The organism is Hyphococcus sp. D3-15 (genome assembly GCF_055809375.1).
Map to the genome: position 1 here is coordinate 3,410,192 of NZ_CM147910.1, position 26,133 is coordinate 3,436,324.

26 protein-coding genes are annotated in these 26,133 nt (G+C 60.1%); 11 read left to right on the forward strand and 15 right to left on the reverse strand.

The annotated features are described in order from the left end of the window. Positions 1–32: 32 nt before the first annotated feature. Positions 33–929, reverse strand: a complete 897-nt coding sequence (locus tag AC0L8G_RS16670; protein WP_473385287.1) for a hypothetical protein — start codon at positions 927–929, stop codon at positions 33–35. A 139-nt stretch (positions 930–1,068) separates the two neighbouring features. Here AC0L8G_RS16670 and AC0L8G_RS16675 point away from each other — a divergent pair, with 139 nt between their 5' ends. From AC0L8G_RS16675 to AC0L8G_RS16700, 6 genes are all read left to right on the forward strand, one after another. After that, complete coding sequence (locus tag AC0L8G_RS16675; RefSeq protein WP_473385288.1) at positions 1,069–2,001, forward strand: flagellar motor protein MotB; 933 nt, start codon at positions 1,069–1,071, stop codon at positions 1,999–2,001. 92 nt (positions 2,002–2,093) lie between these two features. Beyond that, positions 2,094–3,401 (forward strand): flagellar hook protein FlgE, encoded by a 1,308-nt coding sequence (locus tag AC0L8G_RS16680; protein WP_473385289.1) that lies wholly within the window; start codon positions 2,094–2,096, stop codon positions 3,399–3,401. 35 nt (positions 3,402–3,436) lie between these two features. Beyond that, positions 3,437–4,906, forward strand: a complete 1,470-nt coding sequence (gene flgK / locus AC0L8G_RS16685) for a flagellar hook-associated protein FlgK (RefSeq protein ID WP_473385290.1) — start codon at positions 3,437–3,439, stop codon at positions 4,904–4,906. 2 nt (positions 4,907–4,908) lie between these two features. After that, complete coding sequence (locus AC0L8G_RS16690; protein WP_473385291.1) at positions 4,909–5,910, forward strand: hypothetical protein; 1,002 nt, start codon at positions 4,909–4,911, stop codon at positions 5,908–5,910. Between the two features lies 1 nt (position 5,911). Beyond that, positions 5,912–7,024 carry a flagellar basal body P-ring protein FlgI gene (locus AC0L8G_RS16695; protein WP_473385292.1) on the forward strand — a complete coding sequence of 371 codons (1,113 nt, stop codon included), beginning with the start codon at positions 5,912–5,914 and terminating at the stop codon, positions 7,022–7,024. Positions 7,025–7,249: 225 nt separating this feature from the next. After that, positions 7,250–8,326 carry a ComEC/Rec2 family competence protein gene (locus tag AC0L8G_RS16700; RefSeq protein ID WP_473385293.1) on the forward strand — a complete coding sequence of 359 codons (1,077 nt, stop codon included), beginning with the start codon at positions 7,250–7,252 and terminating at the stop codon, positions 8,324–8,326. A 4-nt stretch (positions 8,327–8,330) separates the two neighbouring features. Here the strand turns inward: AC0L8G_RS16700 and recO are convergent, their stop codons facing one another. Continuing rightward, positions 8,331–9,056 carry a DNA repair protein RecO gene (gene recO / locus AC0L8G_RS16705; RefSeq protein ID WP_473385294.1) on the reverse strand — a complete coding sequence of 242 codons (726 nt, stop codon included), beginning with the start codon at positions 9,054–9,056 and terminating at the stop codon, positions 8,331–8,333. A 144-nt stretch (positions 9,057–9,200) separates the two neighbouring features. Here recO and lepB (AC0L8G_RS16710) point away from each other — a divergent pair, with 144 nt between their 5' ends. Further along, positions 9,201–10,214: a signal peptidase I gene (lepB, locus tag AC0L8G_RS16710; RefSeq protein ID WP_473385295.1), complete on the forward strand. Its 1,014-nt coding sequence runs from the start codon at positions 9,201–9,203 to the stop codon at positions 10,212–10,214. A gap of 1 nt (position 10,215) precedes the next feature. Here the strand turns inward: lepB (AC0L8G_RS16710) and era are convergent, their stop codons facing one another. The 10 genes from era to folK all read right to left on the reverse strand — a co-directional run bounded on the left by era (position 10,216) and on the right by folK (position 18,798). Next, positions 10,216–11,154, reverse strand: coding sequence for a GTPase Era (era, locus tag AC0L8G_RS16715; protein ID WP_473385296.1), 939 nt, complete (start codon positions 11,152–11,154; stop codon positions 10,216–10,218). Next, a complete protein-coding gene (gene rnc / locus AC0L8G_RS16720) occupies positions 11,144–11,842 on the reverse strand; it encodes a ribonuclease III (RefSeq protein ID WP_473385297.1) in 699 nt (232 codons plus the stop codon). Before rnc ends, era begins: the two co-directional genes overlap by 11 nt. After that, on the reverse strand, positions 11,839–12,660 hold the full coding sequence (lepB, locus tag AC0L8G_RS16725; protein WP_473385298.1) for a signal peptidase I: 822 nt from the start codon (positions 12,658–12,660) through the stop codon (positions 11,839–11,841). The genes rnc and lepB (AC0L8G_RS16725) overlap by 4 nt, the downstream gene beginning before the upstream one ends. Before the next feature lie 57 nt (positions 12,661–12,717). Next, positions 12,718–13,116, reverse strand: a complete 399-nt coding sequence (acpS, locus tag AC0L8G_RS16730) for a holo-ACP synthase (protein ID WP_473385299.1) — start codon at positions 13,114–13,116, stop codon at positions 12,718–12,720. Between the two features lie 10 nt (positions 13,117–13,126). Beyond that, positions 13,127–13,870 carry a glutathione S-transferase family protein gene (locus AC0L8G_RS16735; protein ID WP_473385300.1) on the reverse strand — a complete coding sequence of 248 codons (744 nt, stop codon included), beginning with the start codon at positions 13,868–13,870 and terminating at the stop codon, positions 13,127–13,129. A 145-nt stretch (positions 13,871–14,015) separates the two neighbouring features. Then, on the reverse strand, positions 14,016–14,780 hold the full coding sequence (locus AC0L8G_RS16740; RefSeq protein WP_473385301.1) for a pyridoxine 5'-phosphate synthase: 765 nt from the start codon (positions 14,778–14,780) through the stop codon (positions 14,016–14,018). A 195-nt stretch (positions 14,781–14,975) separates the two neighbouring features. Further along, entirely contained in the window at positions 14,976–15,560 is a 585-nt protein-coding gene (gene pyrE / locus AC0L8G_RS16745; RefSeq protein WP_473385302.1) for an orotate phosphoribosyltransferase, read from the reverse strand. Continuing rightward, positions 15,547–17,580 (reverse strand): RelA/SpoT family protein, encoded by a 2,034-nt coding sequence (locus AC0L8G_RS16750; RefSeq protein WP_473385303.1) that lies wholly within the window; start codon positions 17,578–17,580, stop codon positions 15,547–15,549. Before AC0L8G_RS16750 ends, pyrE begins: the two co-directional genes overlap by 14 nt. A gap of 331 nt (positions 17,581–17,911) precedes the next feature. Beyond that, on the reverse strand, positions 17,912–18,277 hold the full coding sequence (rpoZ, locus tag AC0L8G_RS16755) for a DNA-directed RNA polymerase subunit omega (protein ID WP_473385304.1): 366 nt from the start codon (positions 18,275–18,277) through the stop codon (positions 17,912–17,914). 122 nt (positions 18,278–18,399) lie between these two features. After that, entirely contained in the window at positions 18,400–18,798 is a 399-nt protein-coding gene (folK, locus tag AC0L8G_RS16760; protein WP_473385305.1) for a 2-amino-4-hydroxy-6-hydroxymethyldihydropteridine diphosphokinase, read from the reverse strand. Between the two features lie 160 nt (positions 18,799–18,958). Here folK and AC0L8G_RS16765 point away from each other — a divergent pair, with 160 nt between their 5' ends. The 3 genes from AC0L8G_RS16765 (at position 18,959) to AC0L8G_RS16775 (ending at position 20,882) form a co-directional block, all read left to right on the forward strand. Then, on the forward strand, positions 18,959–19,594 hold the full coding sequence (locus tag AC0L8G_RS16765) for a LabA-like NYN domain-containing protein (protein ID WP_473385306.1): 636 nt from the start codon (positions 18,959–18,961) through the stop codon (positions 19,592–19,594). 23 nt (positions 19,595–19,617) lie between these two features. Continuing rightward, the gene (locus AC0L8G_RS16770; RefSeq protein ID WP_473388897.1) at positions 19,618–20,283 is read left to right on the forward strand and encodes a uracil-DNA glycosylase; all 666 of its coding nucleotides are present in this window, start codon (positions 19,618–19,620) and stop codon (positions 20,281–20,283) included. A gap of 122 nt (positions 20,284–20,405) precedes the next feature. Continuing rightward, entirely contained in the window at positions 20,406–20,882 is a 477-nt protein-coding gene (locus tag AC0L8G_RS16775; RefSeq protein ID WP_473385307.1) for a hypothetical protein, read from the forward strand. A 24-nt stretch (positions 20,883–20,906) separates the two neighbouring features. On the opposite strand, the gene AC0L8G_RS16780 is transcribed toward AC0L8G_RS16775, so the two are convergent. The 3 genes from AC0L8G_RS16780 to dapA all read right to left on the reverse strand — a co-directional run bounded on the left by AC0L8G_RS16780 (position 20,907) and on the right by dapA (position 23,018). Beyond that, positions 20,907–21,596, reverse strand: a complete 690-nt coding sequence (locus AC0L8G_RS16780; protein WP_473385308.1) for a hypothetical protein — start codon at positions 21,594–21,596, stop codon at positions 20,907–20,909. Between the two features lie 67 nt (positions 21,597–21,663). After that, the gene (gene smpB, locus AC0L8G_RS16785; RefSeq protein ID WP_473385309.1) at positions 21,664–22,137 is read right to left on the reverse strand and encodes an SsrA-binding protein SmpB; all 474 of its coding nucleotides are present in this window, start codon (positions 22,135–22,137) and stop codon (positions 21,664–21,666) included. Next, positions 22,137–23,018, reverse strand: a complete 882-nt coding sequence (gene dapA / locus AC0L8G_RS16790; protein WP_473385310.1) for a 4-hydroxy-tetrahydrodipicolinate synthase — start codon at positions 23,016–23,018, stop codon at positions 22,137–22,139. The genes smpB and dapA overlap by 1 nt, the downstream gene beginning before the upstream one ends. A 133-nt stretch (positions 23,019–23,151) precedes the next feature. Here dapA and AC0L8G_RS16795 point away from each other — a divergent pair, with 133 nt between their 5' ends. Further along, entirely contained in the window at positions 23,152–26,019 is a 2,868-nt protein-coding gene (locus AC0L8G_RS16795) for a lytic transglycosylase domain-containing protein (protein WP_473385311.1), read from the forward strand. The last annotated feature ends 114 nt before the right edge of the window (positions 26,020–26,133 follow it).

Sequence of the window (26,133 nt, forward strand, 5' to 3'; positions counted from 1 at the left end):
GGCATTCAGAGATTTAAGCGCAATTTCAGGGGCTAAAGCGCGACATTCTGGATTTTGAGGGCGCGCACCCCATCGCGATTGCCCAGCGCCCCGGTCAGTTCGAGCTTCGAACTGGTCTGGAACAGCGGCCGGACTTTCACATCGTCAATGGTCGCCGTGGTCAGATCGATGACCTGCCCCGGCTTCAGCTCCATCAGCAGGCCGAGCGGAATATCCTGCTCGGTCAGCGAGGTGCGCATCATTACCGGCGACATCGCCGCCAGTTTCATCAGATCGCGCTTCCATTTTTGCGCCGCAAGCGGCACCGCCTTGTCATGATAATCGCGCATGGCGAGCGTCAGCTTTTCCGCTGCGAACACCCGGATCGTGCCGAGCCCTTCTGCTTCCAGCGTTTGAATGTCGTAGCTGGCGCAGACAACTTTCTGATCATCGGCAGTGAAATCAAAGCGGCGCGGATCGTCGCCGCTGGCGATCAGTTCTACGCCGCCTTTCAACATGGCGGTCTTGTCGCATTTTTCGAAAATCAGTTCCGCCGAACGGATGGCGAGCCGCTTGGCGAGACGGCGATCAATCGCGCTCACCGATTCCGGCGCCGGGTCAGGCAAATCGCGCGACGCCGACAGCGACCACCCGGCCGCACGCAAGGAAGTTTCCACATCAAGCACCAGAACAAAATCCTGGCCCGAGATATGACGGAAGTGATAAATCCCCGACACAGACGCAAAAGGCGTAAGCGCTTCGCCCAATGCCGCAAAGACCGGTGCGCGCGCTTCAGCGAGCTGGCATTTCTCTCCGAAAAATTCGGTGAATGCGCCGGCGGCCTCTGCGCCCATGCGCCGCGACAGATCTGCAATCAGATGCAACGGACCGGGATCACGCCCCGCCGTCGCCATTTTTCGTTTAAGGATATGGGTACTATCGTCGCTCATGCGCGCCTGACTGCATACTGGGTGTCTGGTTTTCAGCGGCCATTTCCATCACGAATAGCTATAAATTATGTAAACGCGTAAAAGTCCCGGAAAGGAGTTTCAGTTAACCATCCAATCTTAGTGCAGTTAGGTGGGTTAGATGGCTGGCCGGGGCAAGGGCGAAGCGCCAATCATCATTAAGCGTAAAAAGGTGGTCGCCGGGGGCGGACACCATGGCGGCGCGTGGAAGGTGGCCTATGCAGACTTCGTGACCGCGATGATGGCGTTCTTTCTGTTGATGTGGCTCTTGAACGCCACCACCGAAGACCAGCGCAAGGGCCTTGCCGACTATTTCAATCCTTCTATTCCGATCAGCCGGATCTCCGGCGGCGGCGATGGCGCGCTGAACGGTGAATCGGTGTTTTCAGAAGACAGCGCCGTCTCGAACAGCGCCGGCTCCAGCGACGAATTCCCCAAAAGCCGTGTTCTCGACGAAGACGGCGAGATGAACGACTATGATCTTTACGGCGATATGGAAGGCCGCGGCGTCGATAATGAATATGGCGCAGGCGATGGCTTTGACGCCGGCGCCAAGGCCGATGACGGAACAGAAATAGGCAGCCTGGACGCTCGCGGCCTCGAAGACGTGCAAGACCAGATCGACGCCGAAACGGTGCAGGCGCTGGAACGCGGCCTAGCGGAACATATTCATACGCGCATGACGCCGGACGGCCTGGTGATTGAACTGGTGGACGCCGATGGCGACCCGCTTTTCAATCTCGGCTCATCCAATCCGTCGCAATTGCTGCACGATCTGCTTGAAGTCGTCGGCCCGGTGCTCGCAACCGTCAGCAATGACATGGCGATTGTCGGCCACACCGATGCAAGACCGTTTTCAGCGGGCGCCGATTACACCAATTGGGAACTGTCGACGGACCGCGCGCTCGCGGCGCGACGCATGCTGATCGCCAGCGGCATCACAGGTAAACAAATCGTTCAGGTTACCGGCAAGGCGGCGACAGAACCTTTCTCCAATGATCCGTTTGCCCCGCAAAACCGCCGTATCGCGATTACTCTTTTGACGAAAAAATAACTGTAAAAGTCGTTGTCTCATTAGGGGTTCCTTAAATAGAGCGGCGATAGAACTAACAATAGCAGTAAAATTTTTTCCGACTGGAGATTGTTATGGGGATTTCGTCATCGCTTAACGCCGGCGTCATGGGACTTGCCGTAAACGCGGTTAAGCTCGGTACGATTTCGGACAATATCGCGAACTCGCAGACCTACGGGTATAAACGCGCCGAGTCAGAATTCGCTGACATGGTGCTCGCGCAAACCAGCGGCGATTATTCAGCAGGCGGCGTACGCGCACTGACCTATCGCGACGCAGGCGCGCAAGGCTCGCTGGTGACGACCTCAAGCTCTACCGATATTTCAATATCCGGCCGCGGCATGCTCCCCGTCACCGATGTTGGCAGCATTAACGCGCCAGCCGGTTCACGCTCACTCATGCTGACCTCGACCGGCTCGTTCTATACGGACGAACAAGGCTTTTTGCGCACGCTCAGCGGTCTTTACCTGATGGGCTGGCCGGCTGACGTGAACGGCAATATCGCCTCCCCGCCGCGCGACAGCGCCACCGGCCTTTCGCCAGTGCGCGTCAACCTGAACCAGAATGCGGCGGCGCCGACACAAAACATCCAGCTCGGCGTCAACCTGCCGGCGACGGAAACCGAGCCTGGCGCAGCGGGCAACAGTTATGATCTGCCGATTGAGTATTTCGATACGCTCGGCCGCTCGCAGACCTTGCGCACCGAGTTCATTCCGACCGTTCCGGCGAGCGCTCCCGCCAGTAACGAATGGACCGCCAATATTTACGACGAAGCCGGCGACCCGCTGACGCCGATCGCGACATTCACCGTCACGTTTGACGACAGCGTGAATGCGGGCGGCTCGCTCGCCACGGTGACAGCCGGCGCAGGCGCGACCTATGATTCCGCCGCCGGCACCGTCACGGTCAACACCGCCGGCGCGCCTATCTCTCTTTACATCGGCACGGCCGGACAACCCTCGCCGCTGACACAGCTCTCCGCCAACTTCGCGCCGCTCTCCGTCACTAAAGACGGCGCGCCGATCGGCAATCTGAACTCCATCGAGATCGACGAACGCGGCATGCTGCAGGCGGTTTACGACACCGGCTTCCGCCGCACGATCTACCAGATCCCGGTCGCAGACGTTCCGAACTTCAAGGGCCTCGACGCCGTCGGCAACTCCGCCTTCTCCGTCACGCAAACTTCCGGCGACGTCTATTTCTGGGATGCGGGCGACGGTCCTGCGGGCCTGACCATCGGCTTCGCGCTGACCGAATCCGCGACGGACATCGCATCGGAACTGACTGATTTGATTCAAACCCAGCGCGCCTATTCATCGAACGCCAAGATCATTCAAACGGTCGATGAGATGTTGCAGGAAACCACCGACATCATCCGCTAGGCGCGTAGTATAGAGTAGGAAAAGGAGACGTCGCCATGACAATCTCCCAAGCGCTTTTGAACGCCGGCTCAGGCCTTTCCGCAGCGTCGCGGCGGGCCGGCGTCACCTCCAACAACATCGCCAACGCGTTGACCGAAGGCTATAGCCGGCGCGACGTGGTTCTTTCCGAACGCGTCACCGGCGCACAGGGCGCCGGCGTGATCGTTTCAGGCGTCAACCGCGTCACCAACCCGTCCATCACCTATGAGCGGCGCATCGCGGATGCCGAGCATTCCTTTAACGGCGCCAACGCCGGTGCGATGACGCGCATTTCCAACCTGATTGGCGGACCGGAAGAAGCGGGTTCGCTGTTCCAGAAATACGCCAATCTCGAATCGGCGATGCGCGCGCTGGCGGAAACCCCGGACTCGACGCCGCTGCAGCAAAATGTCGTTTCCGCTGCGAGAGACCTTTCGACGACCTTCAACCAGCTTTCCACCAGCTATCAGAAAATCCGCGCAGATGCGGACAAGGAAATCGGCGAACGCGTCTCGGTCGTAAATGATGCGCTCCAGAAAATTGAAAAGCTCAACACTTCGATCACGCGCGGAATCAATTCCGGCGCCGATGTCGCGGCGTTGCAGGACCAGCGCCAGCAGCTGATCAACACGGTCAATGAATCGATCCCCGTGCGCGAACTTCAGCGCGATGGCGGCAAGGTCGATCTGATGACGCCGGAAGGCGTTTTCCTGCTCGCCGGCACGGCGCGCACAGTAGAATTTTCGCCGTCTCCGATCATGGACCCGGCCCGCGAATATCTTGGCGGCGCAGGCTCGCTTTCCGGCATCACGGTGGAAGGCAAAGACATCACCCCGGGCGGCCCTGGCACGCTGCGGAGCAGCAGCGGCGCGATCGCCGGCCTGTTCAATGTCCGCGACAACACGGTTCCTGAAATGTCGTCAGCGCTCGACGCGCTGGCCTTCGACCTGATCGGCCGCTTTGAAGATCCCGCTGTCGATCCGACCCTCAATCCTGGCGATCCCGGCTTGTTCACCGACGGCGGCGCCGCTGGCGACGTGCTGGCGCTGAACGGTCTCGCCGGCCGCCTCGAAATCAACGCCTCGGTCGACCCTGCGCAAGGCGGCGCCGTATGGCGCATTCGCGACGGCATTGGCGCCGTCACGCCCGCAGCAGCAGGCTCCGACGCATTTGTGCGCGCCCTGATTTCCGCCATGACGGATTCGCGCCCGACCAATGCGGCGCTGCAATCACCCGGCGATCTGAACGCCGCGGAAGGCGCCGCTCACCTCACCTCGCTTGCCGGCGGCGCGCGTTCACAAGCAACGTCACAGCTCAGCGCCTCATCCGCCCTCGCCCAAAGCCTCTATGAGGCGGAGAAATTCGAGACCGGCGTCGATACCGATCGCGAATTGCAAAATCTGCTGATCATTGAACAGTCCTTCGCCGCCAATACGCGCGTCATTCAAACCGTGGACGATATGATCCGCCGCTTGATGGATATCTGATCATGACCTCATACGGATTTCCCACGCTTCTCCAATATAGCCGCCTGACCAATTCGGCCGCTGACCTCAAATCACGCGCGGAAACAGCGCGCACCGAGATGGTCACCAACCGCATCGCCGATCTCAAAACCGAATTCGGCGGATCGGTCGGCGACGTGCATCTTTTGCGCAAGGCGATTGACGATGTCACGGCGCGCCAGTCGGCGGCGACACGCGCGCTGGGCCGCGCGCAATCATCGCAAGTGGCGCTGAACCTCGCAACGGAAGGCGTCGAGACAATCGGCGCCAACCTGCTCAGCGCCGTCAGCCAGGGCCATGAGCCGAGCATCAACATTGCAAGCACCCAGGCCAAGCTGCAACTTGGCGCGGCGATCTCCGCCTTCAACACCCGCTATGAAGGGCGCAGCCTGTTCGCCGGCGACGCCACCAACCAGCCGGCGCTGGCGGATGTCGACACATTGCTCACCGATATTCGCGCGATCTTTGCAGGCGCGGCGGACAACGCCCAACTTCAGACCGACCTCGATACGTATTTCAATGATGTCGGCGGCGGGTTTGAGACCAATATCTATACTGGCGGCGCAGGCGACGCGGCGCGCACGGAAATCGCCGATGGCGAATTGGTGGGATATAGCGCGAAAGCCGACGAGCAACCGATCAGAGACCTGTTGCGCCATCTCTCCTCTGTCGTGGTCGCGCAAGAGCAAACCGGATTTGCCGATCGCAGCGAAGCCCTCGCCGCCGCCGCCGGCGGCCTGATCCAGTCTTCAGGCGACGTCATCGCCATTCGCGCGCGCATCGGCGCATCGGAAGAGCGCATCGCCGCTGCTGATCTGCGCCTTGAGGCGGAAGCCACAGCCTACAGCCTTACCTATAACGAACGCACAGCCCGCGATCCCTATGAAGCCGCGACGCTGCTTGAGCAAATCGAATCGCAATTGCAGGCGTCCTACCTCGTCACCTCGCGCATCTCTATGCTGTCGCTCACCAATTTCCTGAGATAAGATGATTGATCAATTGAAAATATTCTTCGCTGCGCTGCTTGCCGGTTTTGTCTTTTGCGCCGACGCCGCTGCCGATGTGCGCCTGAAAGACATCGTCAATATTGAAGGCGTGCGGGGCAACGACCTCGTCGGCTACGGCCTTGTTGTCGGCCTCGACGGCACGGGCGACGGCCTGCGCAACTCTCCCTATACGGAAGAAGCCCTGTCCAGCCTTCTGGAACGGTTGGGCGTCAATGTGCAGGGTGAAGATTTCCGGCCGCGCAACGTTGCTGCGGTCATTGTCACCGCGACCCTGCCGCCTTTCGCGCGCGCCGGTTCGCAGATCGACATCACTGTTTCAGCCATCGGCGACGCCAGCAATCTACTCGGCGGCACGCTGATCATGACGCCGCTGCATGCGGGCGACGGTCAGATTTACGCAATCGCGCAAGGCCCTGTCCTCGCCAGCGGATTTTCCGCCGAAGGCGACGGCGCATCGGTGACCTTTGGCGCGCCGACAACCGGCTCGATCCCGCAAGGCGCCCGCGTCGAACGGGAAATCGACTTCAACTTCGAAGAAATGCAAACCATGCACTTGGCCTTGCGTTCGCCAGACTTCACCACAGCGGCGCGCATCGAAGACGCCATCAACAAATCTTTCGGCCAGCCGATCGCCAAAATTCTCGATCCCGGCACGATTGAGCTCGCCATGGCCGGCGCGCCAATGAGCCCGGTGCACATGATTGGCCGCATCGAAAACATTCGCATCCGCCCCGAGCAAAAAGCGCGCATCGTCATCGACCAGAAATCCGGCACAGTCGTGCTGGGTGAAGATGTCAAAATTTCGCGCTTCGCCGTAACCCAGGGCAACCTCACCATCACCGTGCGCGAAACGCCTTTCGTCTCGCAGCCCAATCCGTTCTCACGCAATGGCGAAACCATTGTGCTGCCGGACACGACGATTGAGGTGAACACCAATTCCGAACGGCGCATTGCGGAAGTCGACGAGAATGTCTCGCTGTCCGATCTGATCGAGGGTCTCAACGCCCTTGGGGTCGGCCCGCGCGAATTGATCGATATCCTGAAATCGGTGAAAGCCGCCGGCGCGCTCCATGCGGAACTTGTATTGATGTAGACCGCGCAACTTTTGCGTGACCTGGTGTCCTAAAGTTTCGCGGCCCCGCTTTTGCTCGAAAAACCTGCCTGGCGAAGGCGCAGATAATGCGCCCCCTACGCCATATTCCATCAAACCAGCCAAAATCTTGTCGCCACAGCCTTTCAAAGCTAGCATGCGAGTTTACGCCCATGCCAGCCGGTCTCCGCCGCGCTGAAATTCTTATCATCCGTAGCGGGAACGAAGATGACCTACACCAACCTCGCCCGGCGCTTTTTGGCGCTCGCCGCAGTGATTTTCGGCTTTCTGGCGCTGGCCGCCTGTTCACAAAACACCGGGACGGTCGACATCTATTTCATCGATGTTGAAGGCGGGCAGTCGACGCTGGTCATCACCCCGGAGGGCGAAACGCTTCTCATTGATGCGGGCTATCCGAGCGACGGCAAGAACAGTTCGATGCCGGGCGACCCGGCCCTTGCGCGCGATGCGCAACGGATCGCCGCCGCCGCACAAGACGCTGGCGTCATCCGGATTGATTATGTGCTTATCACGCATTTTCATCCCGACCATTTCGGCGGCGTCATGGAGCTGTCGCAGCTCATGCCGGTTGGCGCGATCATCGATCACGGCACGGACGCGATTGAAGCGCTCAATGTTCCCGGCACGCTTGAACTGATCGAGGCGTACAAAAACACCCGCGCGCAATATGAATTCATCGAGCCCAGGGTGGGCGACAAACTTCCCGTGAAGGGCATCGACGCGACGATTGTCAGCAATAATCTCGAAACCCTGTCCTCGCCGCTCAAAGGCGCTGGCGGCGAAAACACCGCTTGCGACGGGTCCGTCATTGCGCCGGGCGAAGCGGTTGAAAATCCCCGCTCCACCGGCCTGATGATCGAATTCGGCAAATTCCGCTTTCTCGATATTGGCGACCTCACCGGGCAGCCGCTATCCGATCTGGTGTGCCCGACAGACAAAATCGGCGCCGTCGATGTTTATCTCGTAACTCATCATGGCGATGACGACGCCGCCGACCCCGCCACTTTCGCCGCCTTCAGCCCGCGCGTCGCGATCGTCAATAATGGCCGCAGAAAAGGCGGCGGCGCGAAACTTTTCGCCAATCTGCGCCTGGCCCGCGATATTGAGCATGTGTGGCAGTTACACGCGTCGGAAAACACCGGGGTTGAAAACTTCGCTGAGGAACAGATCGCCAATCTAGACGATCAGACCGCGCACTGGATCAAGCTCAGCGCCTTTGGCGACGGGTCGTTTCGTATTTACAACCCGCGCACTGAGGAATGGGTGAATTACGACATCCACTGACGCGCTACAGCTTGCCGGTCAGTAATTCCACTACACGCAGTCGTGCTTCAGGCAGTTGCTTGTCCGATAAATGCAGGATGCGGGTCTCCAGAAAATGTCCGGTGGTGGCCAGCGCATCAATCGCTTCCTGCAAGCTCGCTTCGCTCGACGCGCCGCGCAGAAAGGGCGGCAAGGGCAGCATCTTTTCCTTATAGGGTTCGCCCGCCTCCGCCGACACCGCACAGGCCGAACGCGGCGACACATAAATAAGGTTTTCGCGCGCGCCGGTTGATGCGCAGCGGTCCAGCGTCAGGCCGAAGCCAAGCTCCGCCAGCAAGCCCAATTCCCAGCGCGCCATCAGCGCCGCCCAGACTTCCATGTCGTCGAGATTGGCGAGCAGCACCGCCATCGCCTCATAGGCGCGCGGATGGGGCTCGCGCTCCGGCAAGGTCGCCAGCGCCACCGCGCAAGCCGCCGACAATGCAGACAAAGACATGCGCTCGCCCATCGCCTCGCCGGCGCGCGCATGAGACATCTCCAGCGTGAAATGGCCCAGCGTGTCCTCGCTCCGGCCTTTCCATTCCAGCGTCACTTCATTGCCCGGCTGCAGGAGCGGGCGCATTTTGCGCCCCTGCCCGCCATAGACGAGGCCCGCCCAGCGGCCATGCTCGCGCGTGAACACATCCGCGATCGCATGGGTCTCCCCATGGCCGCGCGCGTCGAGAATAATGCCGGTGTCGGTGAAGTTCATGACCAAGCTGTGATTGCCGAGAGTTTGGTTCTACGCTCGTTGCACAAAGACCGCCACTCGGCATTTTTTCAATCGACGTCTGACCGTGACAAACCCCGCATTTGTATTGTTAAATACCCAAAACTCATTTGGATATTGAAGCTTATGACCGAGACCGAAACAGCTTCCGCCGCACCGACGCGCCGCATCCGGCCATGGATCGCCGGATTGCTGACCATTTTCGGCTGGGGTCTCGGCCTCTTTTACGCGAAGCGCACCCGCGCCGCCATCAACATGGCGGTCGCGCAAGTCGCCATCAGCGCGATCATCGGCATTGGCCTGATTGCCTTTCTTTTCACCAACGGCCCCATACGCTCATCAGTTCCCGACAGCGACATTCGATCAGTGTTCGACATGTTCGGTTTTGGCCTGGCGATTATCGCCGCCATCGCCGTCGGCGTATTCGTCTCGCGGCAAGGACGCGAAGTTACGAAAGCCGGCCCCGTAAGGCTTTGGGGCTATCTCGCTATCTGGTTGCTGCCGATCCTCGGCGCAGCCTTTATCACATTGCTGCTCCGCAGTTTTATCGCGCAGCCATTCAGCATCCCCGCGGGCTCCATGAAACCGACTTTGCAGGTTGGCGATTATTTTGGCGCGGAAAAATGGCGCTATGGCTATTCAAGAGCGTCGCTGATTTATCCCCTTACGCGAATGCCGATGGACGGGCGCATCTTCGCCAGCGCGCCGGAACGCGGCGACGTTGTCATCTTCAAAAACAAAAAGGATGGCAACCGAGATTACGTCAAACGCGTTATCGGCCTGCCCGGAGACAAGGTTCAAATGATTAGCGGCCGCTTACACATCAATGGCGAGCCGGTTCAAAAAGAACTGGTCACGGCAAACGCGCCCGATAGCTGCGGCCCTGGCGTTGGCGGCGCAGAATATCGCGAGACGCTGGATAATGGCGTTTCCTACATCGTGCAGGAATGCAGCGGCAATGAAGGGCTGCTCGACAATACCGGCGTTTATCAAGTGCCCGCCGGTCATTATTTCATGATGGGCGACAATCGCGATCAATCACAGGACAGCCGCGTCGTTTCAATGGTCGGTTATATTGAGTTTGACGCCCTTGTGGGCAAGGCGCATCTTTCTGGGGCAAATCCCCAGACGCAAAACTAGCTCAATCCACGCTGTCGAGCCCGATGCTCCTGAGGCGCGCCGCTTCCTCGTCCCAGCCTTCGCGGACTTTGACATGCAAAAACAGATGCACCGGCTGTCCGAGCTGTTCGGATAGTTCTTCGCGCGCCGCCTGCCCGATGATCTTCAGGGTCTGGCCATTCTTGCCAAGGACGATGGGCTTCTGGCTATCGCGCGCCACATAGATTGTCTGGTCGATGCGAATGCCGCTCTTGGTTTCTTTCCAGCTTTCGGTTTCGACCGTCGAGTCATAAGGCAATTCCTGATGCAAGCGCAGGAACAGTTTTTCGCGCGTCACTTCCGCCGCCATCAGCCGGTCGGAAATATCCGAGAGCTGATCTTCCGGATAAAGCCACGGTCCGGCCGGCGCTTTTTCCAGCAGGAATTTTTTGAGGTCTTTGAGCCCGTCGCCATTCTTCGCGGAGATCATGAAGACGTCGGTGAAGACGCCCGCTTCATTCAGCTCCTGCGCCAGCGCCAGAAGGTTCGGGATCGCAATGTCGTCAATCTTGTTGAGGATGAGCGCGGCCTTGCGGTTCGCGGATGTAAGCCCCTCAATGATGCGTTCCGCGTCTGCCCGGCCCTTGCCCGCCGCGCCCTTTTCATTGGCGCCCGCAAGATAAGACGGCGCATCGACGACCAGCAGCGTCACATCGGCGCCGTCGATCCCTTCCCAGGCGGCGGCGACCATGGCGCGGTCGAGCCGGCGTTTGGGCAGGAATATCCCCGGCGTGTCGATGAAAATGAGCTGCGCCGCATCTTCGGTCAGGATGCCGCGCACCCGCGCCCGCGTCGTCTGCACTTTCTGCGTGACAATGGAGATCTTCGCGCCGACCAGCGCATTGACCAGCGTCGATTTGCCGGCGTTCGGCGCGCCGATCACCGCGACAACGCCGCAATGGGTTTCAGCTTCACTCATCATCTGTCCAAACTTTTTCGCGCACCAGGAAGCGTCTCGCCGCCTCCATCTGCGCCTCGCGTTTCGAGCGCCCTTCGCCCTGTGTCGGCTTCATGCCCTTCACCCGCACATCAACTGTAAAGGCTGGCGCGTGGGCCGGGCCGTCCGCATTGATGACTTCATAATGCGGCGTGCCGAGTTTCTTGTTCTGGCTCCACTCCTGCAACGCCGTCTTCGGGTCCTTGTGGAGCTTCGACAAATCTTCAAGGTTCGGCGTCCAGAACTGGTCATACACGCGCCGCGCCGCCTCTAGCCCGCCGTCAATATACAGCGCGCCGAGCAGCGCTTCCATCACATCGCCGAGGATCGCTTTCTTTTTGCGGCCGCCCGACTGCGCCTCCCATTCCGACATCATGATGAACTCATCGACGCCGAAATGCTGGGCAGCCTTGGCGCAGGTTTCCTTGCGGACCAGCGCATTCAATCGCGGCGCCATATCGCCCTCGGAATAATGCGGGTATCGGCGCCACAATTCTTCCGCCGTCAACAGCCCGAGCACCCGGTCGCCGAGAAACTCAAGCCGCTCAAGGTCGCGCACCGTATTATCGCCGCCCGACAGGCTCGAATGGGTGAGCGCCCGCACAAGCAGGGCTTTGTCGGCGAAGGCGTGGTCTATACGCTTTTCAAGTTCGGCGAAATTCGGCTTTGTCATTTAACCGGGTCGAAAATGCGGCCATAGCGAATTGCGAAAGGCCAATTCCAGACCGACCAGATTTTTGTCTTCTGTCCGTCTACGGAGAAAAACAGCCGCTCCGCTTTGCCGACAATCGCATCTTCAGGGATATAGCCAACCTGCCTGGTGACTCGGCTGTCCTGTGATTGATCGCGATTATCGCCCATCATGAAATAGTGGCCGGCGGGAACGCGGTAAGCGCCCGTCGTATCGAGCGCGCCATCGTCGCCGCTGCATTCCTGCACAATATAGGAAACGCCATTATCCAGCGTCTCGCGATATTCCGGGCCGCCAATGCCATTGCCGCAAATGTCGGCAACGTTCGCCGAAACCAGTTCTTTTTGAACCGGCTGACCATTTATGTGGAGACGCCCGCCAAGCATTTGCACCGTATCGCCGGGCATGCCGATAACGCGCTTGATGTAATCCTTGTTGTCGTCTTTCTTGTTCTTGAAGACGACGATGTCGCCGCGATGGGGCGATGCGAAGGAAAGGACGCGCCCTTCCACCGGCAGGCGCGTCAGCGGATAAACAAGGGAAGCTTTGGAATAGCCAAAGGTCGGCTTCGACACGACCAGGAAATCACCCACCAGCAGGGTCGGCTTCATGGAGCCGGACGGGATGTTGAAGGGCTGGAATATCAGGATGCGCAGCACCAGCGCGATGGCGACGGCGAAAACAACGGTCTTGGCCAGATCCCACGCCTCTTCCGCCGGGGTCATGGGAATCTGCGCGGGCTTCGCCGGCTTGGCGGCGGCCTTCGCAGCAACGGGACCGCTTTCTTCGCTTGTCGACATGACTCTACCTTTTTGCTGCTTGCCCCAAGACGTCCCCGCCCAAGGCGCCAAGAGACCCTATTTAGCCTGCGCGTAGATTATGACAATGGCCTGAGCCAATGGAAAATCGTCGGTGATGGTCAGGTGAATGTCCGGAACATAGCCTTCAGGCGTGATTTCCTTGAGCCTTTCGGCTGCGCCGCCGGTAAGCGCCAGGGTCGGTTTTCCGCCCGGCAGGTTCACAACCCCCATATCGCGCCAGAAAACGCCCCGTGACAAGCCCGTCCCCAGCGCCTTGGAGCAAGCCTCCTTGGCGGCGAATCGCTTGGCGTAGGACGCGGCCCGGTTGAGCCGTTTGTCGGATTTCGCCTGCTCGATCTCGGTGAAGATGCGGGTGGTGAAGCGGTCACCATGGCGGGCCAGCGTCTTTTCCACGCGGCGGATGTCGATAAGATCGTTGCCGAGACCGATGATCATGGGGCCCTCATTACAGTTGTGACATCGCCGCGCGGCGCGGGGTTTTAAGGCCGAGCGTTTCTTCGGTGAGCTTCAGGCCGATTTCCGCGGCGACCCGCCGGCGCTCAAGGATCGGCGCGGTGATCAGCGCATCGGACCATTCATTGACCTTCATCATGACCGGCTCCGCCTCCGCGCGGGTGAGCCACGCGCAGGTCTTTGGCCATCGCGCGGCGTCGGGTTTCCATTCGGCGTAGCGCATGCAGCGGAACATCGCGGCGATCGTAATGTCGGCAAGGCCGAACGGGCCGGCGAGGAACCCCGCCTCCGGCGCGACGCGTTCGAGATAGTCCATCACTTCCACGACGCCAGTCCCAATGTTGTCGTTGAACGCCGCGTCATCGAACGGTTCTTTAAATACGCGTGGGCGCACGAGTTTCGCCGCGAAGCCTTTCCAGATGAAAATCTCGCCCATGCGGCTGTCGGAATATTCCTCGAGCCAACGCGCTTTCGCCCGCGCCTCGGGCGTTGAAGGAAGCGCCGCGGACGACGGCCAGCGTTCGTCAATATAGTGGGCAATGACGGAGGAATCGTTCAACACCAGATCGCCGTCGATAAAAACCGGGATGCGCCGCAAGGGCGACAATGCAGAAAACCGTTCGTCGCCATAAAATGGCGTAATCGGATCAACCTCGAAATCGACGCCCTTCATCACGAGCAGCGCCAGCACTTTTTTGACATAGGGAGAGACCGGCGAGCCGATAATCTGGATCATACGGCCGCCGTAAGGATAAGGGACGCCGAACAGCGTCGTCCTTCGAGACGCAAAAAATCCTTCATCCTGAGGAGAACCGAAGGTTCATCTCGAAGGGCAAAGGATTTTTTGCTCCTCAGGATGAAGCTGTTCTCCGGCTGGATCATCAATAAAGCCCGCCGGTGCGGGCGTCCTTCATCAGGCGCTTCATTTCCTTCACGCTTTCAGCAAGGCCCATAAACACCGCCTCGCCCACCAGGAAATGCCCGATATTGAGTTCAACGATCTGCGGGATCGCCGCGACGGGCTGCACATTAAGGAATGTCAGGCCGTGACCGGCGTGAACCTCAAGCCCCAGCGAGTCCGCAAGCTCCGCCCCGGCGCGGATTTTCTCAAGCTCGGCTTTATAGCGCGCAGGCTCGGTCGCGAGCGTCGCCTCGTAATAGGCGCCCGTATGCAATTCGATCACCGGCGCGCCGGCGGATTTCGCTGCGTGGATTTGCTCCGGCTCCGGATCAACGAATAGCGATACGCGAATGCCTGCGTCCGTCAGTTCCCGAATGAAAGGCGCGATGAAATTATGCTGGCCCGCCACATCGAGCCCGCCTTCGGTGGTGCGCTCATTGCGGTTTTCCGGCACGATGCAACAGCCATGTGGCTGCACCTGCGTGCACAATTGCAGCATCTCGGCGGTCGAGGCCATTTCGAAATTGAGCGGCAGACCGATTTCGTCTTTCAGGCGGCGCATATCGTCATCGCGAATATGACGCCGGTCTTCGCGCAGATGCGCAGTGATGCCGTCGGCGCCCGCGCCTTCCACCAGCAGCGCCGCGCGCACCGGGTCGGGATGCGGACCGCCGCGCGCATTCCGGATCGTCGCCACATGGTCGATATTGACCCCGAGGCGGATGGGTTTTTTCTGTTCAGTCATGGCGCGTCATCAAATCACGGTTTCTTCTCCCCTCTCCCTTAAGGGAGAGGGGTCGGGGGTGAGGGTGTAAAGCAAAAGCTCTTTCATCGATTCAAATTCCACCCTCACCCGGCGAGCGAGCCTTGCGGCTCATTCGCCACCCTCTCCCGCCAGCGGGAGAGGGTAAAGCCCTCCGCTTCGCCGCAAGATAAAAACTCACTGACTGACCCCGCGGCTGCCGGGTTTCACCGCCGGCACGCCCTTTAGGTGTTCAGGAAGTTTATCCGGCTCCCACGCTTCGACCTTGATTTCCGCAAGCGGAATGATCGGCGCGCCCACATCAACCGCGCCCGCCGACCGGTCAACCAGACAGCCAAGCGCCAGAATTTCACCGCCCGCCTTTTTCACCGCGATGATCGCCTCGCGCGCGGACAGGCCCGTGGACACGATGTCCTCGACGATCACGACGCGCGCGCCCTTTTCAATCGAAAAACCCCGGCGCAATTGAAACTCGCCCTCAACGCGTTCGAGAAACATGAAAGGCGTTTTGAGATGACGCGCGGTTTCGTAACCGTAAATGATCGCGCCCATGGCCGGGGAAATCACATAGTCGACATCGCTCACCGCGCCCGCAATTTTTTCTGCGAGCGCCCGGCAAAGCCGTTCGGCGCGGTCGGGATACATAGAGACGATCGACTTGTTCAAATAGGTGTCGCTATGCAGCCCCGAAGACAGAATGAAATGCCCCTTCATCAGCGCGCCGGCTTCTTCAAATTCCTTCAGCGCGTCAAAGCTCGTCATGGTCTTCGGCTCCTGTCCGTTCCACATCAATCACATTTGGCGACGCGCGCAGCCCCGCCAGCACTTGCGCGAGATGGCGCGCATCTTTCAGTTCCACATCCATAAGGAAATCCACAAATTCGCGCGAGCGGTTCTGGATGCGAATATTGGCAATGGAAACGCCATAGCGCGCAACAATGCCCGCAACTTCCGACAACACGCCGAGTCCGTTGCGCACGGTGCAGCGAACCCGGGTGAACGCAGTCGCGTTTTCTTCCTGATCGCGCCATTTGAGGTCGAGCCAGCGTTCCTGCGGCGGGTCTTCGCGCTCCAGCGTTTCGCAGGAAATCGCATGCACCATGACCGAGCCATCATCCTGGCGGATGCCGACAATGCGCTCGCCGGGCAATGGCGTGCAGCAGCGCGATATCGCCACCTTCACCCCCGGCGTCAGCCCGGAGATCGCGGCGCGCGGCCGGAAAGCGCGCAAGGAGGCGGCGCGGATTTCGCTTTCGCTCTCTTCCACGGACGCGCCCGGATAGACCGCTTCAACCAGATCGCCCACGGGAAGTTCGCCGCGCCCGATCGCATACAGCACGTCTTCGACTGATGTCTTGTCGAGACGCTTCAGCGCCTCGCGCACGCCCTTCAGCGAGAATTCCAGATGCGCGCCGGTGAAAACGCTTTCCGCAATTGAACGGCCCAGCGCGATCGCTTCGTCATGCTGCATCTTTTTGATGCGGCGGCGAATGGCGCTGCGCGTGCGGCCCATAACGGCGACGCTCTCCCACTCCGCCGGCACGGGCGCATGTTCTGAGCGCAAAATCTCGACGACATCGCCATTATTGAGCGAGGTGCGCAAAGGCCGCTGCACGCCGTTGATCTTGGCGCCGATGCACTGATCGCCCACATCGGTGTGCACGCCATAGGCGAAGTCGAGAGGCGTCGCGCCTTTCGGCAAGGCGATGACGCGGCCCTTTGGCGTGAAACAGAACACCTGATCCTGAAACAGCTCAAGCTTGGCGTATTGCAGCGCCTCGTCCGGGTCTTCGCCGGCCTGGAACATCTCAACCAGCCGGCGCGGCGTTTCATAGGGGTCATACTGGCCGCGGGTGACAATCTCGACGCTGGCGCCGCCTGAGCTCGCATCCTTATATTGCCAATGCGCCGCGACGCCGCGTTCGGCGGTTTCGTGCATTTCGTAAGTGCGGATCTGGATCTCGATGCGCTGGCGGCGTCCGTCGGAAGAAGGCGGGCCGATCACCGCAGTATGGATCGAGCGGTAATTATTCGGCTTGGGCGCGGAAATATAATCATCGAATTCAGACGGGATCATTCGCCAATTGGTGTGGATGACCGCCAGCGCCGCGTAGCAATCTTCGGTTTTGTCGACCAGCACCCGGAATGCATAAATATCGGCGAGTTCGTCAAAGGAGACGTTTTTTTGCGTCATCTTGCGCCAGATCGAATAGGCGCGCTTTTCGCGGCTCGTCACTTGCGCTTTCAGTCCCGCCGCCGCAAGCCGGTCGCGCAGCACATTCGCCAGCTCAACCACGCCGCCCAGAGAATGATGCTGCAAATCATCAAGCCGGCTTGAGATCGTTGAAAAAGCATCGGGGCTCAATTCGCGGAAGGAAATATCCTCGAGCTCTTCGCGGAACCGGTGCACGCCGATGCGGCCGGCCAGCGGCGCGTAGATGTCCATGGTCTCGCGGGCGATGCGCTGGCGCTTTTCCGGCTTCGGAATGTAATGCAGCGTGCGCATATTGTGCAGCCGGTCCGCGAGTTTGACGAGCAGCACGCGCACATCATCGGCCATCGCCACCACAAGCTTGCGGAAATTCTCCGCCTGCTTGCTGGCTTCGCTTTTCAGCTCGATCTGCGAGAGCTTGGTGACGCCGTCGACCAGCCGCGCCACCTCGTCGCCAAAGAGCTTGCGAATGTCTTCGATTGTCGCGTCGGTGTCTTCGACCACGTCATGGAGCAGCGCCGTCGCCACTGTCGCCGGATCAGCGCGCAAACCGGTGAGGATCGCCGCCACCGCCAGGGGTGAGAGAAATAAGGATCGCCCGAGGCGCGCGTTTGTCCGCCATGTGCTTTCATGGCGTAAACATAAGCCTTGTTCAGCAGGATTTCATCTGCATCCGGATCATAGGCCTTGACGCGATCGACCAGTTCGACCTGACGAATAAAGCCGATGGGCTGGCGCGTCGGCGCCGCTGCCGGTGCAGTTGTTGAAATGCCTGTTGCTGAACTATCGGTCCCGCTGGCCGCCTGTTTATCCGCCATATCCCTTCGGCCATCACACCATAATGCGGCCGGTCGGGATGCTCGTCTTCAATCGGGCAGTCCGGAACCGCCGGCCAGGTCTCTTAGCCCTTTGGCAGGGTCTGCGGCGAGGTGATGCCGGCAGCCTGAATGGCCTTGAGATAATCTTCTTCGGTAAGCGTATCGAATTCCGGCGCGTCGGCTTTTTCCGGCGCTGTTTCGGAATCGTCCGTATCGTCGAGCTCCACCTGCTTTTGCAGAGAGACAACCAGATCTTCTTCAATCTCGTCGGGCACAAGCTCGCCATCGGCGATTTCACGCAGGGCGACAACCGGGTTCTTGTCATTGTCGCGCTCAACCAGAAGCGGCGCGCCAGAGGCCAGAACGCGGGCGCGATGGCCTGCGAGCAGCACGAGATCGAAACGGTTCGTGACTTTATCGACGCAATCTTCGACGGTGACGCGGGCCATTCAGTTCTCCAGAAATCGTCATATAGGATACGAACGCGCCGACCGCAGGGTCGGAGCGGGCCTTTTTGCTTATCCCCTGCGGCCACGCGATACAAGCGCTGCAATGCAAAAAACCGGTGAAATCACGAGATTTTAACCACGTCCTGCGTGGAAATCCGGCCCGCCATGGCGGCGGCGGTGTCGCCGCTCACCGGATGGCGCCAATCCGGGGCGATCTCGGCCAGCGGGACAAGCACGAAGGCCCGGTCGGCGATCCGCGGATGCGGCAGGATCGGCCCGCCTTCCGCCCCGTCGCGGCGCTCGTCGTGATAGGCCACAAGATCAAGATCGAGGGTGCGCGGGGCGTTTTTGACCGAGCGCTGCCGCCCGAACCCCGCCTCCACCGCATGCAGCGCCGCCAGCAGCGCGTCGGGGTCCAGTTCGGTCTCGATTTCCGCCACCGCGTTCACAAAGGGCGGATCGGATGGGTCGGGCCATGCAGGAGTTTCATAAAGGCATGATACGCACTTCAGGTGCGACATTCGGCCAATAGCCTGAAACGCCTTTAAAACAATATGTTGCGAGATCAAGACCGCAAAAAGGCAGATTAGATCCGGCAGCAATAAAAATCATTTCTACTCAAATGCATGTCACGCAGAAAGCGGACTTACTTATTTTAAAGCAAGACTCTCAGAGGCGACTATGACGAAGTTTCTCGGCCTGCGCGAGCAGGAAAAGACCGCGTTTTTTATTGATGGCGCCAACCTCTATAAAGCCGCAAGAAATCTCGGATTCGATATTGATTACAAGAGCCTGCTCGCGAAAGCGCAGGACAGCTGCCAGCTTGTGCGCGCGTCTTATTACACCGCCATTCAAGAGGACCGCGAACAGGACTATTCCCCGCTCCGGCCGCTGGTCGATTGGCTCGATTATAATGGCTACACGATGGTCACCAAGATCACGCGGGAGTTCACCGACGCCCAGGGGCGCAAGCGCTTCAAAGGCTCGACCGATGTGGAGCTGGTCGTCGACATGATGCAAATGTCCGACAAGCTCGATCACGTCATCCTGTTTTCCGGCAATGGCGACTTCCGCCGGGTGATCGAAGCGATCCAGGCCAAAAGCGTGCGCGTCAGCGTCGTCTCCACCGTAAAATCGTCGCCGCCCATGGCGTCGGACGAATTGCGCCGCCAGGCCGACAGCTTCTTCGATCTCGCCGACCTCGAAAACCTCATCGGCCGCCGCGGCGGCCCGGCGCGCAAACCGGCGAAACCGGCGCCGGATTATGATGATGATTTCGAAGATGACTATGAAGACGATTTCGAAGACGTCGATTAAGCCGTGCCGGTGAAACGCGCCAAATCCGCAACCGCCCGTCCCGCCAAAATCCCCCCGAGCCGCCTGTCGATTGCAGGCTGTGCCCGCGGCTGGCGGAATTTCGCGACGAAAACTGCGAGGCCTATCCGGATTATTTCAACGGCGCCGCGCCATCCTTTGGCGAGGCGGACGCCAGGCTGTTGATTGTCGGTCTCGCGCCCGGCCTGCATGGGGCGAACCGCACCGCCCGGCCCTTCACCGGTGATTATGCGGGTGATCTGCTTTACGCGACGCTGGCGAAATTCGGTTTCTCGTCAGGAACTTATCAGGCCGACCCCAATGACGGCGTGAGGTTGAACGCGGCGATGATCACCAATGCGGTGCGCTGCGTGCCGCCGCAGAACAAGCCGGTGGGCGCGGAGATCAAGACCTGCCGGCAGTTTCTGGTGGCGCGCATCGCGGCGCTGCCGAAGCTTGAGGCGATCTTGTGTCTCGGGCGGATTTCGCACGACTCCACCCTCGCCGCGCTGGGGCTGAAACCGAAGGATGCGCCCTTCGGCCATGGCGCCGCGCATGAGGTCGCGGATCGTGACCTGATCTTGTTCGACAGCTACCACTGCTCGCGCTACAATACGAATACGCGCAGGCTAACGCCTGAAATGTTTGAGTCGGTGTTCGCCGCGATTCGAAAGAAGATCGGCAAGAGCTGACGGTAAGATCAGCCGAATTGAGGGAAGAAGACGCCGCCGAGCCGCTTTTGGCGCGCCCGGCCCAATTTGCAAGCCCCGGCCCATGCCGCAAGCAACGGGCCAGCAGCGAGAACGATGACGCCATGAACAGAAATTGGGGCATTCCGGCAAAGGGCGAGCGCGCGGCATTCCGCAGCGCCAAGGATGCAAAGCCCGGCCTGACGCTGTTTGTCAGCGCGGTGTTCGGGGTCATCGGCGCGGCAGTAGCGGCGATCAGCTTCGCCGACGCCCGCGATGCGATTGTCGGCCTGTTTCACGGCTTCAGCCTTGTCGCCGCCGTTGTTGCGGCGGGCTTTGGGTGCTGGGTCTATATCTGGCTGGCGCGCCCGCGTTTCGCCGCGCAGCTTTCCGGCAAGGGCGACGCATTTTCAAAGCTCTTGCGGTTTTACGCCAAAGCGGCGCTTGGCCTTGGCGCGATGCTGCTGGTCGCCAAACTCACCGGAATCATTGATTTGAAAATCATCAGCGTGCTGCTTTTATGCGTGTCAGGCGGCGCCGGCGCGGCGGCGGCGTTTCAGACCGTGATCGCCTTCGTGCCTTACTATGAAGAAGAAGTCTGAGGACTGAAGCACGCAAATTACCCGTCAAAACTTGCTCTCCACTACACTATATGTGATGGAAGTGTCTTGAACCTTTTGCACATCAATAACGACACCTCGAAACACGATTTTAGAGATGTTTTTATTACTGATTGGGTAGGTTAAATCTTGGCTGAAAGCCGGGCGAGCCAAATTATCTGTGTACTCCCTGTACGCAACACGTAGCGTGTTGCCATCGCGGCCCTGATAGATCAACTCCCGTTTGTACCCACCCGCTTCAGCCATCACAGTTTCGCCTAACGCCTGTGAATAGGAAACCGGCGAAGGAAGCGCCTTATCGAACAATATATATCCGGGTTTGCTCGAAGCGCGCTCAAACGAGCCATCACCATCATCATCGTAGAAGCAATCCTTGCCGTAATTATCCATGCAGTATTTACTATCTGTTACACGAAACAGCTGTGTGTGCGGTTCAGCCTTCACACTCATCATTGGGCCAACCGTTATATCGACTGCGGTATCTACGTGATAATAATCTGCAGCCTGGTAAGCGTAGTAATCAAAATTCTGGAAAATCGTCTGGCCGACAGATGCTGTTGAGGATTCGCCAATTTGAGGAGCAATACCCGCAAATTTAGTGATCTTAGGCTTCGCCAAACCTGCAATTGGCACCTCACCAGTTGTCGCACAACCAAATAAAGCTACACAGAAAAGTACTGATAAAAAATTTCGCATGTAAAGCCCCCCACTTCTCGAAACCCGTAAAGTAAAAGAATATCCTATACCGGGGGCGGTCTACTTGTCAGCCCCGATCGCGCAACAGCCGCTGCTTCTGGCGATTCCAGTCTCTGTCTTTCGACGTGTCGCGCTTGTCGTGCAGCTTCTTGCCCTGCCCGACGCCGATCTCCAGCTTGGCGCGGCCGCGCGCATTGAAATACAGCTTCAGCGGCGTCAGCGTGAAACCCTTGCGCTCCACCGCTTGCGCAAGCCGTTCAATCTCGCGTTTGTGCAACAGCAATTTGCGCTTGCGCTTGGGCTCGTGATTTTCGCGATTGCCGGCGGAATATTCCGGGATGTTGGCGTTGATCAACCAGATCGCGCCTTCTTCCGGCGAGCAATAGGCTTCGGCGATATTCGCCTTGCCCTCGCGCAGCGCCTTCACTTCCGTGCCGGTCAGCATGATCCCCGCTTCGAGCACGTCGCCGATGAAAAATTCGTGACGCGCGCGGCGGTTCTCGGCGATGATCTTGCGGTCGTCTTTGGCTTTGTCGGACATCAGCCGAGCAGGCCAAGCTCTTCAAGCGCCGCTTTGACCTTGGCCTTGGAAGCGTCGCTCGGCGTCACCATCGGCAGGCGCAGCTCATCCGACATCAAACCCATCAGCGACATGGCGTATTTCACCGGCCCCGGCGATGCGTCGGAAAACAGCGCGTCATGCAGCGGCATGAGCCGGTCCTGCAGCGCCCGCGCGGTGACGTAGTCATCATTGAGACAGGCTTCCTGCATATGCGCGCAGAGTTCCGGCGCCACATTCGACGTCACGGAAATGCAGCCCGTCCCGCCCATGGCGTTAAAACCCACCGCTGTCATGTCTTCGCCGGAAAGCTGAATGAAGCCCTTCTCGCATTCACGGCGCTGCACGGCGACGCGGGCGAGATCACCGGTCGCGTCCTTGACGGCGACAATGCGCGGCAGTTTCGACAGCGACGCCATGGTCTCGCGCGACAGGCCGACAACGGTGCGCGCGGGGATGTTGTAGACAATGATCGGAATGTCGGTCGCGTCATGCAGCGCGGTGTAATGCGCGACAAGGCCCGCCTGATTCGGCCGGTTGTAATATCCGGTCACCGACAAGATCGCATCAACGCCGATCTTCTCGATGCGCTGGGCCATGGAAATCGCATAGGCGGTTTCGTTCGACCCGGCCCCGCCAATCACCGGCACGCGTCCGGCGGCGGCTTCAACGCACAAGGCGATGACGCGCTCATGCTCTTCATCGGTCAGCGTCGCGGATTCGCCGGTTGTGCCGACTGGCACAAGCCCATGCGTGCCGGCGGCGATCTGGCGCTCGACAAGGGTCTGCACGCCGCGCTCATCGACAGCGCCATTGCGGAACGGGGTAACCAAGGCCGTGATAGACCCTTTAAACTGTGTCATTGGCTCAATTTTCTCAAATTTAAGGTCTCGATAACCCCAAGCCCTGAATTCGGCAAGCGTCGCCTGTTTTGATGCCGCCCGGTTTGGGCTATTATGAGGCGATCCGGTGCGTTTAGGTGGGAGTCTCGAGAGTATGATGCGTTTTGCGCCAAATGGTCATCGTCGGCGCACGCAAAAGGGGGCGCAGACCGGGGCCCGGCGGACTACAGGACAAATTTCGCCAGAAAAGTCGGCGATCGCGCAACTGCTTCGCGCTGGCGCAGCGGCGTTAACCCTTATTGGCCTATGCGCCGCGACGCCCATGGGCGCGGCCTCGGCCAGCATGTCCGCCCTCGCCCCGCGCCTGAAACCGCCCGCGCCCGGCCCTGTCTATATGACCCGGCCCGACAAGGACCGCTTGCTCGCGGTCTCCAAGGCGCTCAAGGCCCGCCAGTTTTCCACAGCGCAATCACTGAACGCGCTGGTCGAAGATCCGATGGCCCGCGAGCTCGGCGCCTGGATGTATTTGATGGCGCAGGACCCGCAGGTGGATTTCAAAGAAGCGGACCGGTTCCTCGACGCCAATCCGGAATGGCCCGCCATTTCGCGCATCGCCAGCTTCGTCGAAAAACGCATCCCCGATAATGCGCCCGCCGATCAGGTGCTCGCCTTTTTCGACACTCGTAAACCGGTCACCGGCGACGGCAAGGTGCAACTCGCCCGCGCTCTTTTTTCCGTCGGCGACAAGCAAGGCGGCGAACTCTATCTTCGCGACGCCTGGATCAACGACAACTTCACCCTCGCCGAAGAAAAACGGATCCTGTCGAATTATGGCGGACGGCTGAACCGGGAAGATCATGCAGCCCGGGTCGACCGGATGTTATGGGATCGCCAGGTCACCAATTCGCGCCGCGTCTTTCCCTATCTCGACAGCCATGAACGCAAAAAAGCCGAAGCGCGCGCCGCCCTCCTGCTCCAGGCGGCGAGCGCGCAGAAGCTTTATGACCGCCTGCCTGAAGCTGACAAACTCGACAGCGGCGTGTTGCATGCGGCGGTGCGCTATCATCGCCGGCGCGGTGAAGAACAATATGCGATGGCCCTTGCCGCCATGGCGCCGGACGATCCGGAACAATTACGCAATGGCGAACGCTGGTGGGATGAACGCAATCTGCTGATGCGCTGGGCGCTGAAAAACGGCCGCTTCGCCGACGCCTATATGATGGCGGCCTCGCACGGCATGACCGAGGGCAGCGATTATGCGGAGGCGGAATTCTACGCCGGCTGGATCGCCCTGCGCTTCCTGAACGAGCCGGCGCGGGCGGAAACGCATTTCCTCGCCCTTGCTTCCGAAGTCGGCACGCCGATCTCGGTGTCGCGCGCGCAATACTGGCTTGGCCGCGCCGCCGCCGCGAAGGGCGACGCCGCCACCGCAGAGATTTACTACGCCAACGCCGCTGAACATTATTACTCCTATTACGGACAATTGGCGGCGGAAGAAGCGGGCATCGACCTGTCGGCCGCCACCTTCTCCGGGCTTACGGAGTCAACGCCGGCGGATCGCGCGCTGTTCGCCTCGCGCCCGGCGGTTGCGGCGCTGCGCATGCTGAGCGATCTCGATCTCGATTATGAATTCATGGTCTTCGCCTATCATGTGGACGACCAGTTGGAGCGTCCCGGCGAATATCTTGAACTCGCCAAGCTTACCGATGGCGAAGGCGCGCCGCATCTTACCGTGCGCGCGGGCAAGGTCGCGACCCAGCGCGGCGCCTTCACGCCGGCGGTCGCCTATCCGCTTGTCTTTGTGCCCGAGGAAGCGGCGCGTTTCGTCTCGCCGGAGATCATTCTCGGCCTGTCGCGTCAGGAAAGCGAATTCAACCCGCGCGCCTATTCCCGCGCCGGGGCGCGCGGCGTGATGCAGCTTATTCCGACCACGGCGCAGATCACCGCGCGCAAAGAGGGCCTGACTTATTCGCGTTCGGCGCTGCTCGATGATCCGGTTTACAACATGACCTTAGGGTCGGCGCATCTTTCGCATCTTATCGACCGGTTTGACGGCTCGCTGATCATGACGCTCGCTTCTTATAACGCCGGCGCCAGCCGCGTTGACCGGTGGATGCGCGAATATGGCGACCCGCGCAGCGACGCGGTTGATCCTCTCGACTGGGTCGAACTGATTCCGTTTTCCGAAACCCGCAATTATGTGCAGCGGGTGCTGGAAAATACGCAAGTCTATCGCGGACGCCTGAATAACAAGCCGATCCCCGGACGCCTGGCGGGCGACATTGAACGCGGCGGCGCGCTCGGGCGCATCGCCAGTCAAACGGCGCCGTCGCTGGTGTTGGCCAGCATCGCCGCCCCGCTCGGCGCGCAAATCCTGCCGCCCGTGCCGGAACGCACAGAAGCGCGCGCGCGCCAATATGCGATGGAAAACCCGCCGACAATGCCGGGCGCGGACACCGGCTCTCTGGTGACTCCGGAGCCGACTGCCGTCGCCCTGGCCGATCCGGCGGACGGCAAAGCCAGCGCGAAGAAGAAAAACTCCAGAAAGCGCAACAAGACCCGCCAGCGCGAAGAGCCGGCGCCGACGCTTACGCCGAAACCGGAAGAAATCCGCGCCGTCATCGCCCCGGCCGAAACCCTCGCGCTCAATGAAACAGATGCAGCGCACCAAAGCGCCCCGACGCTCACCGAAAAGGACGCGGCGGACATCATCGCGGCCGACGCCGCCCTCGCCGCCGAAGATGCAATCGCTGAAGGCGGCGAGACGGAAGCGGTCGAAGAAGAGCTGCTTGCTTCCGAAGAAAGCGAGCCCCTGCCGCCGGAAGCTATCGTCGACGCCGTTGACGATCTCAGCGCCATCGCAACCGATCTCGATGCGATCCCCGCCGACGAAATGGATAGTTGCCTCGCCTATCGCGATTTCCTGGCGCGGAATGCGGAAGAAGATTCAGACGCGGCGACCGACCTCAACGCCGCCATGCTCGCCGAGCTTCAGGGCGGCGGCGGCAGCGCCTGCGAGTAGCGGTTCGCGTTAATGAACTGTACATGCTGGCGAAAACGCGATGCGGGTCGAGCCAACGCGCGCTAGCCGGACCCGTCGCCCGGCGCGCAGTCCCAAACAGCAAAAGCAATCGGC

What these genes read in the sequence shown, in the direction of transcription:
- AC0L8G_RS16670 (WP_473385287.1), bottom strand. Translation starts at nt 929, where the DNA reads ATGAGCGACGATAGTACCCATATCCTTAAACGAAAAATGGCGACGGCG.
- AC0L8G_RS16675 (WP_473385288.1), top strand. Translation starts at nt 1,069, where the DNA reads ATGGCTGGCCGGGGCAAGGGCGAAGCGCCAATCATCATTAAGCGTAAA.
- AC0L8G_RS16680 (WP_473385289.1), top strand. Translation starts at nt 2,094, where the DNA reads ATGGGGATTTCGTCATCGCTTAACGCCGGCGTCATGGGACTTGCCGTA.
- flgK (WP_473385290.1), top strand. Translation starts at nt 3,437, where the DNA reads ATGACAATCTCCCAAGCGCTTTTGAACGCCGGCTCAGGCCTTTCCGCA.
- AC0L8G_RS16690 (WP_473385291.1), top strand. Translation starts at nt 4,909, where the DNA reads ATGACCTCATACGGATTTCCCACGCTTCTCCAATATAGCCGCCTGACC.
- AC0L8G_RS16695 (WP_473385292.1), top strand. Translation starts at nt 5,912, where the DNA reads ATGATTGATCAATTGAAAATATTCTTCGCTGCGCTGCTTGCCGGTTTT.
- AC0L8G_RS16700 (WP_473385293.1), top strand. Translation starts at nt 7,250, where the DNA reads ATGACCTACACCAACCTCGCCCGGCGCTTTTTGGCGCTCGCCGCAGTG.
- recO (WP_473385294.1), bottom strand. Translation starts at nt 9,056, where the DNA reads ATGAACTTCACCGACACCGGCATTATTCTCGACGCGCGCGGCCATGGG.
- lepB (WP_473385295.1), top strand. Translation starts at nt 9,201, where the DNA reads ATGACCGAGACCGAAACAGCTTCCGCCGCACCGACGCGCCGCATCCGG.
- era (WP_473385296.1), bottom strand. Translation starts at nt 11,154, where the DNA reads ATGATGAGTGAAGCTGAAACCCATTGCGGCGTTGTCGCGGTGATCGGC.
- rnc (WP_473385297.1), bottom strand. Translation starts at nt 11,842, where the DNA reads ATGACAAAGCCGAATTTCGCCGAACTTGAAAAGCGTATAGACCACGCC.
- lepB (WP_473385298.1), bottom strand. Translation starts at nt 12,660, where the DNA reads ATGTCGACAAGCGAAGAAAGCGGTCCCGTTGCTGCGAAGGCCGCCGCC.
- acpS (WP_473385299.1), bottom strand. Translation starts at nt 13,116, where the DNA reads ATGATCATCGGTCTCGGCAACGATCTTATCGACATCCGCCGCGTGGAA.
- AC0L8G_RS16735 (WP_473385300.1), bottom strand. Translation starts at nt 13,870, where the DNA reads ATGATCCAGATTATCGGCTCGCCGGTCTCTCCCTATGTCAAAAAAGTG.
- AC0L8G_RS16740 (WP_473385301.1), bottom strand. Translation starts at nt 14,780, where the DNA reads ATGACTGAACAGAAAAAACCCATCCGCCTCGGGGTCAATATCGACCAT.
- pyrE (WP_473385302.1), bottom strand. Translation starts at nt 15,560, where the DNA reads ATGACGAGCTTTGACGCGCTGAAGGAATTTGAAGAAGCCGGCGCGCTG.
- rpoZ (WP_473385304.1), bottom strand. Translation starts at nt 18,277, where the DNA reads ATGGCCCGCGTCACCGTCGAAGATTGCGTCGATAAAGTCACGAACCGT.
- folK (WP_473385305.1), bottom strand. Translation starts at nt 18,798, where the DNA reads ATGTCGCACCTGAAGTGCGTATCATGCCTTTATGAAACTCCTGCATGG.
- AC0L8G_RS16765 (WP_473385306.1), top strand. Translation starts at nt 18,959, where the DNA reads ATGACGAAGTTTCTCGGCCTGCGCGAGCAGGAAAAGACCGCGTTTTTT.
- AC0L8G_RS16775 (WP_473385307.1), top strand. Translation starts at nt 20,406, where the DNA reads ATGAACAGAAATTGGGGCATTCCGGCAAAGGGCGAGCGCGCGGCATTC.
- AC0L8G_RS16780 (WP_473385308.1), bottom strand. Translation starts at nt 21,596, where the DNA reads ATGCGAAATTTTTTATCAGTACTTTTCTGTGTAGCTTTATTTGGTTGT.
- smpB (WP_473385309.1), bottom strand. Translation starts at nt 22,137, where the DNA reads ATGTCCGACAAAGCCAAAGACGACCGCAAGATCATCGCCGAGAACCGC.
- dapA (WP_473385310.1), bottom strand. Translation starts at nt 23,018, where the DNA reads ATGACACAGTTTAAAGGGTCTATCACGGCCTTGGTTACCCCGTTCCGC.
- AC0L8G_RS16795 (WP_473385311.1), top strand. Translation starts at nt 23,152, where the DNA reads ATGATGCGTTTTGCGCCAAATGGTCATCGTCGGCGCACGCAAAAGGGG.